The 12,422-nt window shown below is 60.0% G+C and carries 10 protein-coding genes and 2 pseudogenes; 4 read left to right on the top strand and 8 right to left on the bottom strand.

Annotated elements, in window-relative coordinates; translation table 11 throughout:
• Positions 1-4: 4 nt before the first annotated feature.
• A pseudogene (locus tag PSC72_RS22475) lies at positions 5-433 on the top strand (helix-turn-helix domain-containing protein); the annotation flags it as partial.
• Positions 434-461: 28 nt separating this feature from the next.
• On the opposite strand, the gene PSC72_RS22480 reads toward PSC72_RS22475, so the two are convergent.
• Complete coding sequence (locus tag PSC72_RS22480; RefSeq protein WP_274322818.1) at positions 462-1,346, bottom strand: IS1595 family transposase; 885 nt, start codon at positions 1,344-1,346, stop codon at positions 462-464.
• A gap of 104 nt (positions 1,347-1,450) precedes the next feature.
• Here PSC72_RS22480 and PSC72_RS22485 point away from each other — a divergent pair, with 104 nt between their 5' ends.
• Positions 1,451-3,406: an ORC-CDC6 family AAA ATPase gene (locus PSC72_RS22485; protein WP_274323656.1), complete on the top strand. Its 1,956-nt coding sequence runs from the start codon at positions 1,451-1,453 to the stop codon at positions 3,404-3,406.
• 11 nt (positions 3,407-3,417) lie between these two features.
• Positions 3,418-3,996 (top strand): hypothetical protein, encoded by a 579-nt coding sequence (locus PSC72_RS22490; protein ID WP_274323657.1) that lies wholly within the window; start codon positions 3,418-3,420, stop codon positions 3,994-3,996.
• Here PSC72_RS22490 and tnpC read toward each other — a convergent pair.
• Positions 3,955-5,319 (bottom strand): IS66 family transposase, encoded by a 1,365-nt coding sequence (gene tnpC / locus PSC72_RS22495; protein WP_382261839.1) that lies wholly within the window; start codon positions 5,317-5,319, stop codon positions 3,955-3,957. The two genes, PSC72_RS22490 and tnpC, sit on opposite strands and share 42 nt — an antisense overlap.
• Before the next feature lie 339 nt (positions 5,320-5,658).
• Here tnpC and PSC72_RS22500 point away from each other — a divergent pair, with 339 nt between their 5' ends.
• Entirely contained in the window at positions 5,659-6,096 is a 438-nt protein-coding gene (locus tag PSC72_RS22500) for a hypothetical protein (protein ID WP_274323659.1), read from the top strand.
• A gap of 281 nt (positions 6,097-6,377) precedes the next feature.
• Here PSC72_RS22500 and PSC72_RS25665 read toward each other — a convergent pair.
• The 6 genes and pseudogenes from PSC72_RS25665 to PSC72_RS22525 form a co-directional block, all read right to left on the bottom strand.
• A pseudogene (locus PSC72_RS25665) lies at positions 6,378-6,488 on the bottom strand (NAD(P)-dependent oxidoreductase); the annotation flags it as partial.
• A 251-nt stretch (positions 6,489-6,739) separates the two neighbouring features.
• Positions 6,740-7,498: a DUF2064 domain-containing protein gene (locus PSC72_RS22505; RefSeq protein ID WP_274323660.1), complete on the bottom strand. Its 759-nt coding sequence runs from the start codon at positions 7,496-7,498 to the stop codon at positions 6,740-6,742.
• A gap of 79 nt (positions 7,499-7,577) precedes the next feature.
• Positions 7,578-9,146 (bottom strand): M61 metallopeptidase family protein, encoded by a 1,569-nt coding sequence (locus tag PSC72_RS22510; RefSeq protein ID WP_274323661.1) that lies wholly within the window; start codon positions 9,144-9,146, stop codon positions 7,578-7,580.
• An 84-nt stretch (positions 9,147-9,230) separates the two neighbouring features.
• Complete coding sequence (locus PSC72_RS22515) at positions 9,231-9,857, bottom strand: DUF5804 family protein (RefSeq protein WP_274323662.1); 627 nt, start codon at positions 9,855-9,857, stop codon at positions 9,231-9,233.
• A 24-nt stretch (positions 9,858-9,881) separates the two neighbouring features.
• On the bottom strand, positions 9,882-11,099 hold the full coding sequence (locus PSC72_RS22520; RefSeq protein ID WP_274323663.1) for a tRNA sulfurtransferase: 1,218 nt from the start codon (positions 11,097-11,099) through the stop codon (positions 9,882-9,884).
• Positions 11,100-11,197: 98 nt separating this feature from the next.
• On the bottom strand, positions 11,198-12,400 hold the full coding sequence (locus PSC72_RS22525) for a methionine adenosyltransferase (protein WP_274323664.1): 1,203 nt from the start codon (positions 12,398-12,400) through the stop codon (positions 11,198-11,200).
• Between the last annotated feature and the right edge of the window lie 22 nt (positions 12,401-12,422).

Consider the following 12,422-nt stretch of genomic DNA (forward strand, 5'->3'; position numbering starts at 1 on the left):
AGCGATGGAATACAGTCACCGCTACCACGCCTACCCGACAGAAGAGGTAGCGGAAGAACTGGAACACCATCTTGACGTTCATCGCCAACTCTACAACCACGTCCGATGGGACTACGAACAAGCCCCAGAAGACGACAAACCGTCCGAGTACGACCAGAACGATAAACTCCCCGAGTGGAAGCGCAAGTGGCCGCTATTCAGCGAGCTACACTCGAAAGCCGCACAAGCCACCGTCGCACGCTTCCACCGCAACCTCTCGAACCTTCGCAAAAAGAAAGAGAAAGGGTACAACGTCGGTCGTCTCAAGCGGCAAGCACCCAGCGACTATCGGAGCGTGACGTACAACCAGTCCGGTTTCGACCTCGATGAAAAGAGGGGCCACGACAAATACGCATACGTCCGCTTCAGCAAAATCGGGTGGGTGAAAATCCGATCGCTCTTGTGAAGCACGTTGTTGATTTTCAGAGGGCAGCGTCGAGCGCATGTTTGAGCGCTTCGTCACCTGGTTTTCTGTAGAGTTCGCACCGGAGCTGGAATGCTCTGAGATACGGCGTTAGCTTGTCTTTCGAGACGCCTCGGTGGGGCGAGAGCCACCGTCGCGTCAGCGACGCGTGGCTCTCGCAACCGTTGACGTGTACGTCGCCATCAGCGTATTCACCGTCGCCGTGGACGACGTATTCGCGGGTGAATGCGTCATCGTCCTCTAGCGGGTCGTACGCCCGAAATCCGTCGGTGTAGACGGTCAGCGACTCCTGTGTGCGGTTGCCGAGCAGGAGTCGCACGGTCGATTCTTCGGCGGATTTCGCTGGCACGACGTACCGCTCGTCCGAGCCGCGATCGACCAGCGTGAACACCGGCGGTTTGTCGCCGTCGTACGAGCCTCGCCCACGCGTGGACAGGCCACGCGAGCGCGACTCCTGGTCGCGCTCGCGGCCTTTCAGCCCCGCAGACACGTACACTTCGTCGATTTCGACCGGCCCGGACAGCGTCATCGAAGGCGCGTCGAGCGATCTGGCGAAGCGCTCGACGCGCCGTCTCACCGTTCTGTACGAAAGATCGAGCTCTGCCTCGATCTGGCGAATGCTCGTGTTGAACCGTAAGAAGACGTAGATCGTGAAGTACCACTCTTTCAGCGAGAGCTTCGAGTGAGCGAAGATCGTGCCGGTCTTGTCGTTGAACGTCCGACCGCAATTCTTACACAGATACCGCTGGTACTCCCGATAGCTGCCGTTTCTGACCGTCAGGTCAGAACGGCAGCGGGGGCACTCGACGCCATCACGCCAGCGAACCTGTTGGAGCAGGTTCGCGGCAGCCGATTCAGACACGAACCGGCGTATTGGGAACATATCGGGCACCGCTGGCGCGGTGCCCTTGCCCTCTTCGACTTCCAGCCGCAGCTCTCGCTATCAACAATCTACTTCGCAAGAGCGTAGGAGATATTATTCTGAATTTGCTATCAGCCATTGATAGAACGAAATTAGATTCTCTTGACAAACACCGATATGATTATCTCATCGATGAATTCGTTAGGAAATATATCGTTGAGGAAGACCCCACAAAGGGGGAGTATGTTCGTTCCCCACGAGAACTACAGTCTCTACTTAGAGACTGCAAATCAAGGGCAAAGGAACGAATGGATGACGAACCTCTGGCCGAGTTGGAAAGTCCATTCGAATATTTGAGCTGTGAACAAATGGGAGATTCATATAAACTTATAGAGCGGCTCTACTCCAGAGATTTCCCCGGTTATGACCAATTACATAGCCGAACAAACACGATCCTGACTGGTCCAAGGGGATGTGGGAAGACGACTATTTTGAGGAATATGAGTATAGAGACAAAGTTGAAGACTGAGCAGATCACGTCTGCTAGTGATATTGACTATATAGGTATTTTCTATCACTGTCGAGATCTATATTTTGCATTCCATTATATGGATGACAAAAATCCGAACTCATTCAATCAGGATTTATTAATCCACTATTTTTCACTTTCCCTGCTCAAGAAGTTTATAAACCGGATAAAACTACTCCGGGATGAATTTGGGAATAATGTCTCTGAAGAAGCAGTAGACCTGCTTGAAGACAAAATATCTAGGAATCTACAGACCTACTCTAGTCCTCCTACTGGTACTGACATGCTTGACCACATTACCTCTGTTCTAGAAAAGGAGAAGAGGAAAGTTGATGACACTCTAAGGCGTGGTAACGCTGGTTTCAGCAATCAGGCTAATTTAATGGGAATCGACAGTCTTCCTAAGACTTGCAGGAACTTTGTAGATTCCATTGATTGGTTGGAAAACACTCCTGTTTTTCTCTTGGTAGATGACTACTCTCTTCCGAAGATCACAGAAGGAATGCAGAGTACGTTAAATGATTTGACGATGGAACGGTGGGAACAGGTCTACTTTAAAATCTCTACAGAAAGTATTGCATCATTCCATCCCTATGACCGTTCTGGTAAGCTGCTTGAGGAATCAAGGGAATTTGAGGTTGTTGACCTTGCAAATCACTTCATCAGCGACAGAGAGAAACGAAACAAATTCTTGATGGAGGTTCTGAACACACGGTTAGAAACTACCAAGGGAATTCATTCCAAATATTCTGATATTACGGATATTCTCGGAGAGAGACCCTACGAATCATATAACGACCTCGCCCGAAAGATACGGAGTGATTCTGATGTTAACTATGCTGGATTCGAAACTTTGAGGGACTTATTCTCGGGTGACATCTCCGAGATGCTTCGACTTGTAAGGGGGATGTTTGAAGAAGCTGGCCGGTATGAGGACTGGGAAGAAGGAGCCATCGACTTGCCAATTCCTCCAGAAAAACAAAATGAAGTTATAAAGCGATATGGGGGAAGCTTCTTAAATAAGATCGAGTCTATACCGGAGACTGGTGAACGATTGAGGGAGTTTGCTGAAGTTTTCGGTAGGAATTCAAATAAACTCCTAATGGAGAAAAACAGTAAAAATCAGACTGGTAATCCTCCTCACCAAGCGTTCCGAATTGAGATTCGAGACTCGTTTTCGTTTGAATCGGGTCAACATCTTAATGAAGTCCTCACCGTTCTACGTAGAGACACTTCACGCCGGCCCGACAAAGAGGAGATAGCAGAAGAGGCACAGTCGATCTACGATGACCTGCTCCAGTATGGAATTTTGTTACTTGATACACGTGGGAAAAGTATCCGAGGTGGAGCGGTTCCTCGGCTATATTTGCGGAGATTATTGCTTCCAAAGTTCAATCTCACCCCAAGCCAGCGAGATAATGTCTCAATGGAACCTGCCGAGTTCGTTTATATGTTGATCAACCCAGAAGGCTACAATGAATCAGACTTCGAACGACCGGAAAGTGAAAGTCTCTCCAAATATTACAATGATACAGACGAGAGTTCGGAGTAAGTGAGTTCGATATGGATTTGCCAGAGATAACTAAGTTTGATAATGTTGAAATTGATTCCCCGACATCGATAGTTGCTGTTGCAGGTTTCGAGGACAGGGCCAGAGCAGTATTTGAAGAATTTACCACTCGCAGGGACAAAGAACTGATTCGCAGCGGTGCTGGGATCCGTTATCAACCCTTCAATAATCGGAACGATGTAGAGGCATTGGATAGTGGGATGGCCTCGCTCGGTCTGTCTGACGATTCAACCTATAGTCTCGTTTTCGATCGATATGACCCAGATTCGTTTGAACCCATCTTTGAGAATTTCTTGGATTCAGTCTCTGAGGACCACGTTCTTCTCGACATTTCTGGAATGTCAAAATTGCTGATTATGATTGCATTGAATGTCCTAGCAGATAAGGACTATTCCGTGACGATATTTTATGCTGAAGCAGAAGAATATACTCCTACAAAAGAGGAATACACCACAACTCTTCAATCAAGAGAAGATTCAGATAGGACACCAGCCTTCCTTACCGATGGGATCTACGATATTGGTACGTGTTTACCCCGAGGACTCAACGGCCGGCACAGCCTGATCTCGTGAAATCATCTCGTTGTTCCGGGAGACTCGCTTGAGCTCGTCGTATGGATTGCGTCCCTGCTGGCGCCATGTCGCCAGCAGGGACAGCACCGTCTCATGAACGAACATCCCGCGGTCATTGCGGAGCGTTCCGATCAGTTTCCGGAGAACCACCGGCTCACGAAGCGCGTTTTCGGCGGCATTGTTCGTCGGAGAGACCGCTGGCTCACCGACGAAGGTGAGCCAGTGGTCGAGGCCACCTTCGATCTTTCCGAGTAGTGTTGCCACTGGTCCGTCGGGAACTGACCGTTCAATCAGTGATTCAAGCTCTCTCCGCGCCACACGCTGGAGCTCTGCTCGCTCACGAATGGTCAAGTCGCTCTCCAGCCGGGTCTGGAGAGCGACGTACAACTGTTTGAGAGAGTCGTAGATCGGTTCGCCTTCCGGTTGCTTCTCAGCGGCATCTTCAGCCTCTCGCAAAATATGAGCCCAACACCGCTGGAGATTGTCGCTGAAGGCTGGATAGGCTGTCCACCCATCACAAATGACCGTTCCCGCGAAGTCCTCGCCGAGGACTTCCGCGGGAACATCGCTTCCACGACTCTCTCTAACCGCGTAGAGCGTGTGGTTCTCGGTGGTGAACGTCCAGATCCATGCTTGCTCACCATCTCGCTTGATGCCTGTTTCATCGATGTGGACAACGTCGGCTTGCTGGATCTGGCGACGGATCTGTTCGTATTCACAGCGACCGGCGCGCGCAGCGCGCTCGGTCGCGTGCCACGCAGTCGCACCTGACAACTCCAGTCCGTGTAGCTGCTCGAAACGGTCTGCAATCTTCCGATAGGGAAGGCGGTAATCGTACCGCGATAGTGCTGATTGGGCGATAACGTTCACCCCGAACTGCCCCTCATCGGGGCAGTCGGGGTGTGTAGCGACTGTCTCGGTTCCACAGGAGTCGCATCGGTAGCAGTGGCGGTTGTACTGCGTGAGTTCTGGTGGTTGTGGATCTGGTATCTTCTCGACGAGTCGGGGGCTGACGCCCACCGACTCGTCGAAGTGTTGGCCACACTCTGGACAGCAGTCACGGGTGACCTCAACTTCTTCGTCCAGATCAGCGGTAGAGCGCCACTCTGGCTCGTGACCGTCTTTTCGTCCGGGAGTGCCGCCGTCAGTTCTGACATCGTCGTCTTCGTCATCTTGCGAGGTCGGGGACTCGTCAGTCCCCGACCGTCGCTTACTCGGTGGTGTATGTGGATTCTCGTATTTGCGAAGCCGTGTTTCGAGTTCTTCGATCCGTTCGTCTTTCTCCTGAAGCTTCTCCTCAAGATCGTTGATTCGTTCTTCCATCTGGAGAAACCGCGAGAGAAGTTCGTCTTTGCTGAGGTCATCTCGATCCACTATGACCACCTCAGCGGTCCCTCAGCAGGGTCACCGGGATGGTCTCCGAGCGGAGACCATCCCTGGAGAAGTTCAATTAGCCCTTGCTGAGGGTTCATATACCCCCGGTTGGTCGCCTGCTACGAGACAGTGGCGAAATTCATTGGGGCTAAACACGTACCGATATTGTAACTAGTAGAGGTTTATCTTCAGCGGTAGGGGGTGACCAGCCGATGATTGTGGTAGCTTTTCCGACATTCAACCATCAGGAACTGATGGCCCTAAGCGAGTGAGCTATCCCCCACTCTCATGGTTTCAATCGAAGGAATTCCTCGGCTTGATGCGGATGAATGGCGGAGAGAGAGCATTCATGACCTTAACGAGGGTGTAGAATCACACATTAGTGTTGACTGGCGAGAGACTAGTACCTTTGACTATGAAGAGACGGCGAACTTATTGAATAATATTCATGATGAATATGGTGATAAGTATCGGGTAGTTCTGGCACCAACAGGAAGTAAACTACAAACCGTAAGTTGCCTGTTATTCAGGCGCCAGCATCAAGACGTACAAGTAATATATCCGGTGACAAGAGATTATTCGGAAACTTATTCGAAGGGCTGGAAAGCCACATGGGGGATTGAACTGGGGCACATTGATGATACAATTACTACTGAACAAGAAGAATATCAAGATAAGATCTCTAAGTTACGAGCAAAAATTGAGAAGATGAATAATAGTAGTTAAAGGTAACTAATTTCCCGGCTCTTGAATAGCTTATCTGAAACCATGCTCGGGCCTTTTAACAACAGTCTGTTCAAAGGGAATCCATTCCAGATAGAAGAATTCCCATTTTGAGCTGAGGCTCGCCAGGGACTGATTAGAGACTTGGGCAGGGGAAAGAACTAGAACCCCTTACCACCATACTACAGGCGAACCGCAGGATGGCAACTACCTACCGACATGCCGTATATGACTACAAATCCGGGACGCAAAAATCGACCGAGATCCCAATTCCTTAGACGGCCTTAGCGCCCTCCAGAGACCTGATAGTCGGCGTTCCAATCGGTGGAGTTGTCCTGCGGGTCATAGCCCAGGACCTCGCGGGCGCGCTCCAGCGAGTAGTAAATGTGGTCGTTATAGAACTTACTCAGCCGATGCAACCAACCCCAGATTTTTTCAATTGAGTTGGTGATTGTATTGTCTTACCGAACCGCCTGTTTTATCCCTATGGGTAAACCAAGATGGCAGTAGAAGGTCCAAGATCGCTGATTTACACGGGGAATCGAGTCCGTGAAGACACCTGCTCTCAAGGCAGGCGCGTTAGGCCACTTCGCTATCCCACCGCGTCTGTCTATTCCGCTCGTCCATTCTAAGACCTGTCGATCGTTCAGTCTCGGCCGACGGCGAGGCTGTCGTCCACCGCTTCCGCGCGCAACCCGAGGTCGTCGAGGACGGCGCTCGTGCGGGGCGGGATCCGGAGCCCGGCGCGTTGCCGGGCTCGGATGTGCGATAGCAGCGTTGCGAACCCGCTGGGCGACTCGGCGACGGGGACCATCTCGATGAAGTCCACGTCCAGTCCGCCGTCGCAGGCCCGGTCGGTCACGGTTTCGACCTCCGGCGGGGCGAACGCGTCCTCGAAGTCGATGGGGTCGGTGAACCCCGCGTAGGCGACGCCGCCGTCCGTCGCGGGGGCGAGGACGACCTCCGACTGACGGAGCTTCATCGCCGCGCTGTCGACGTGGCGGCGTTCGAGCAGCGCGGCCGTCGGACGCACCACGGCGGCGCTTTTGACCTCCTCGCGTTCGAGGAGGTGCGTGACCGTGTTGCCGGCGCGAGCGGAGAACGAGGTGCCGACCTGCACCTCGTAGCGGGCGCTCCCCGGGTCAGAGAGCGCCTCGTCGACGACGTCGCGGACGGCCGCCAGCGACTCATCGTCTTCCACGGGACCGGTCGGGTCGTCGGCGTTGACCGGTCGGTAGTTGACGAGCAGCTCGCCGCCGCTGGCCTCGACGGCGGCGCAGACGTCGCGGACCATCGCGGCGTAGAGGTCTGCCGCCTCGGCGGCGGTCACCGCTCCGGTATCGACGCAGCTTTCCAGAACGGTCCCGGGCTCCGGCGGCCGGACGAACACGGCGACGGTGGTCATACTCGAACAACCGAGCGACGACGCCTTGAAAGCGCCGTTCCGCTCCTCGCAGGGTCCGCGCGGGGCCCGTCGATCCCCGCTACGATCCCACCGACGCGTGAACAGCCACTGATTCGCCGGCCGTCGCGTTCGCGACGGGAGGCGCCGAGTACGGGTCGGTCGGGTCGCTCCCGATGCGTAGTTCGGGCCCGTCGTCGACGCCGTCGCCGTCGGTGTCGGCGGCGAAGGGGTGGGTCCCGTTGTCGCGTTCGGCCGCGGCGGTCAGTCCGTCGTCGTCGGCGTCGTGTTCGCCGCCGGGGACCGTGTACACGTACGGGGACTCCGGCGGCGTCGCCTGCCGACCGTTGCGGACGTGGTCGTCTAGCCAGGCGCGCTGTGACTCGCCGCTGACGTTGGCGACGACGCCCGCGAACACGTCGTAGGTCACCAGTCCGTCCCGGCGGTTGAGCCGGCGGAAGACGTCCTGGAGCGCCCGTGATCCGTCGCTCGCGTTGCGGATCCGGCCATCGAGTGCGGCGAGCACGCGCGCTCCTTTCGCGTAGGGCACGTACGTCGACGACCACGACGAACGGTCGGCCAGCGTCGCGTTCGCGCCGTCGTCGCGCCGGAGTCGCTCGACGAAGCGGTCGAACGCCGCCGGCCGACCGGCGGACGTCCGGAGCGAGCAGACGGCGGCGTAGTAACTCGCGCTCGCCTCGCGGAACCACGTCATCTCGGAGCCGAGGACGAACGACTGGCGGGTGTGGACGTACTCGTGGATCCAGATGCTGGGCGGCGTTCCCGCGTCCGCCCGCGCCGACGCCCAGAAGTCCTGTCGACCGCCCACCCCGGCCGTGGTGGTCCCCCCGTAGCGAAGGGGAGCGGGGCCGGCGAACGCGTTTACCACGTCGTCGCGTTCCCCCACGCGGAGCTGCCGCGACGCCTCGCCGAGCACGTCGAGAATCCGATCGGGGTCGTCGGCGAGTGCGGCGGTCTCCGGTCGGACGAGCCGGAGCGTCTGATTCGTCGCGTTCGCGCTGTAGGTCTCGTACGGGCCGAGGTAGACGACGGACGACCCCGCGAACCCGGCGTGGTCGGGGGCGACGCGGGCCCGCTGGTCGATCAGCGGCGTCTCCTCCCAGGAGTAGACCCATCGGCTCCGGTTGCGGTCGCGGTAGGCGAACTCGGTCCGCGGGTTGGCGAGCGACCAGTTGCCCGCGTCGACCCACCGCAACCCGCTGAAGTGTCGACTCGACCGGTTGACGCTGACGCTGACGGTCAGGTTCGGGCGGCTCGTCGTCCCGTTCCAGAGCCACCGGCCGTTCGCTCGCCGGGCGAAGCCCGCGGCGTCGGTCACGTTCGAACTCTCGTAGCCGTAGACGACGAGCGCCGACACGTTGCCCCTGACGCGGTAGCGATGCGTCGCACTGATCCTCCCCGTCTCGTCGGGCGTCGGGTGATACGTGACGGTCTGGACGACCGCCGGCGCGCTCCCGTTCGCGTCGCCTACCGGGCCGACGGAACCCACCGCCGACGCCGCTCCGAACCCGACGGACGCGGCGTCCCCGCCGACGCGTGGACTGGCGGACGTGCCACCCGCCAGTCCCGGGGCCGCCCCCGCGAGGACGAGCAGCAGCGCCGCGCCCGCGACCGTTCGGGGAGATGACACGCTAGAGACGTGTGTCACAAAGTCGCATAAAACTGCTGGCGGCACCTGACGGCCGCGGACGCCGGTTTCGATATCCGGACCGTCTCAGGCGCCGAACTCGGACTCGGTGACCCGTTCGACGACCGTCTCCTCGACGTCGCGCAGGTCGTACTCGGGCAGGTCGTCCCCGGTCCGCGTCACGAACATCGGTTCGACGAGTCGCTTCGGTTCGTCCGTCCGGCCGCGTCGCGGGCCGGGACCGTCCGGCGGATCGGCGTCCGAGTCCGCCGCGGCGGCGTCGTCGTTCGCTCCGTCTCCCGACGCGGCGTCGCCCGGTCGGTCGGGCGCGGGCGAGTTGTCCGGTCGCTCATCCGTGCCGGATTCGTCCGGCTCGACGGCGGGTTCGAGACCGTAGATCTTGAGGAAGCGAGCGGCCTCGTCGGGGCCGACCTCGTCGTCGCGGATGGCGGCCGCGAGGTCCCGGGAGAGCCACTCCTCGTCGCTGACGCTCGGTTCGAGGACCATCGCCTCGTCGACGAAGCGGACGAGATACCAGTTGAGGTCGTTGAGGAGCGCGACCGCGGCGCCGAGGCTGACGGTCTCGAGGCCGACCGCGTTCTCGAACGGTTCGCGCAGGTCGTAGGTCGCCAGCGCGTCGCGGGCCGTCTCGCGGGAGAGCAACTCGTAGCGCAGGTTCACGTCGTCGGAGCCGACCAGACACACCCGCGTCATGGAGGGTACGTGAACGGGCCGCCCCTAAGCGGTTTCGCCTTCCTCGGGGTCGACCGCCGCGGACTCGGCGACCGGTTCGACGGCCGCGGCGACCGCCCGCGCTCGCTCGCGGAGGTCGTCTGGCTCCCGCTCCTCGATGTCGGCCAGACGGGCGCGGGTCTCGGGGTACTCCGGCGCCAGGCGGTCACAGCCCGCCGGGATCGTCGACTCGTGGAAGGTGCCGATGTCGTCGGCCCGGTGGGTGATGTCGGTCTTGTCGACGGTCACCAGCGGGCGGTGGACCGGCAGGTCGACGGCCGCGCTCGTCACCGCGAGGTTCGCGCTCGTCTGGCTGGACTTCTGGCCGATCGACTCGCCCGTCACGATGCCGACGGCGCCGCGCGCCTCGGCGACGGCCTCCGCGACCATGAACATGAACCGCCGGAGGACGAGCATCCGCCCGACTTCGACGGCGTCTGCGATGTCCGCGACCGCGTCGCCCCCCGGCGCGATCCGGAGGCGCACGTCGCGGTCCGGCGCGTAGCCCGCCAGCGTCTCCGTCGTCGAGACCGCCCGAGCCCGGTTGTCGACGCCGCCGTAGTCGCCGAGCGCGACGTACAGCGGGATCACCGGCACGCCGCGTTTCATGACTTCCCACGCGGCGACCGGCGAGTCGATGCCGCCGCTCATCAGGGCGATCATCGGGTCCTGCGTCCCCAGCGGGAGGCCCCCGGGGCCAGAGCGCTTCTCCAGAAAGAGGAACGCCTCCTCGGCGCGGCAGTCGACGAAGAACTCCGTGTCGGGGTCGTCGAGGTCGACCTCCGGTTCGATCCCGGCCGCTTCGGCGGCCTCCCACACCGCGCTCCCGCCCTCGCGCTCGATGTCCGTACTGGCGAACGGGTGGGCCGACTCCTCGCCGGCGCGCCGCGCGGAGACGGCGAAAGTCCCGCCGTCGTAGTGCTCGCGAGCGGCCTCGCGCAGTCCCTCGGCGATGGCGTCGAGAGTCGGTTCGACGCGGCTGGCCGGGCTGGCCGAGACGACGCCGAAGGTGTCCGCGGCGGCGGCGGTCGCGCCCTCGGGGTCGTCGGTGTGGACGAGCAGGCGCAGGCGGCGCTGTTCGACCTCGCCGTCGACGCCCCGGTCGGCCAGCATCGACGCGAGGTTCTCGCGGAGCTGGCGCTCCATCTTCGTCCCCACGTGGTTGCTCTTGGTCCCTATCTCACCGTGGCGGACCACGACGACGTCGGCGCCGGGCGGCTGCATGGCTACCAGTTGCCGACGGGGCGTATAAACAGGCTTCGTCAGCGAACGCGGTCGCTGCGTCCAGCCGAGCCACTGAGAGAGAACGGGCGGCAGACTGATCAGAACGTGGAGAGCTCGCCGTCGATGACGCGGCGAGTGATGTCGGTGACGTCGGCGAGTTCCGCGTCGATGGCGGCCTCGACCTCGTCCTCGATGTCCGACACCGAGACGCCGTCCTCGGTGACGACGGTCGCGTCGGCGACGTGGGGCTCGTCGATGGGGCTGCCGATCTGGCTCAGCAGGCGGATCTGGAGCTGGCGGATGCCGTCGACGTCGGCGACGACGGACTGGGCGATCTCCGTCGAGAGGAGGTTGTAGATCTTCCCGATGTGGTTGACGGGGTTCTTGCCGCTCGTGGCCTCCATGCTCATCGGCCGGTTCGGGGTGATGAGCCCGTTCGCGCGGTTGCCGCGGCCGACCGAGCCGTCGTCGCCCTGTTCGGCGGACGTGCCGGTCGTGGTGAGGTAGATGGCGCCGTCGTCGTAGTCGTCGGCGGTGTTGACGTGGACGGTCACCTCGCGGTCGGTGTACTCGCGGGCGACGCCCTCGGCGTACTCGCGGACGTCGGCGACCGCGTCGCGGTACTCGTCGAGGTTGGCGACGTACTCGTCGACGGCGGCGGCGGCGACGGTCACGTCGATCTGGTCGCCCTCGCGCTTGCCCATGACCTTGATGTCCTGCCCGACGACCGGGTTCTCGTCGCTGTACTCGCCGTTGAGCCGGCGCTCGACGTTCAGGACGATCTGCTCGGTCTCCGTCAGCGGCGCGTGGCCGACGCCGTAGCTCGTGTCGTTGGCCATCGGGACGGAGCCCTCCTCGCCGAAGACGGTCTGGAGGTCGCCGCTCCCCTCGCCGAGTCGCACGTCGACGACCACGTCCGTCCCCACGTCGAGGTGCGGGAAGTTCTCCTCCAGGTACTCGCGCGCGGCCTCCAGCGCGATGGTCTCGGCGGGGATCTTCGTCCCCTCGTACTCCTTGGTCGCCCGACCGACGATGAGCAGGTAGATGGGTTCCTGCACCTCGCCGCCGCCGTAGGCCGGCGCGGCGTCACCGGCCACGAGCTGCGTCTCGTCGGTGTTGTAGTGCAGCACCGTTCCCACCCGGTCGAGGTAGGTCTGTGCGAGCGCCTGCGAGACGCTCTCGGCGATGCCGTCGCAGATCGAGTCCGGATGCCCCAGCCCCTTCCGCTCGACGATCTCCACTTCCTGGTCCTCGACGGCGCGTCCCGCCGCCGGTTGGACGTTGACGTTCCTGTTCGTCATTACCTCGGCGTTGGACACCCCT

The sequence above is a fragment of the Halosimplex aquaticum genome, assembly GCF_028747785.1.
In the GTDB taxonomy this organism is placed as follows: Archaea; Halobacteriota; Halobacteria; order Halobacteriales; family Haloarculaceae; genus Halosimplex; species Halosimplex aquaticum.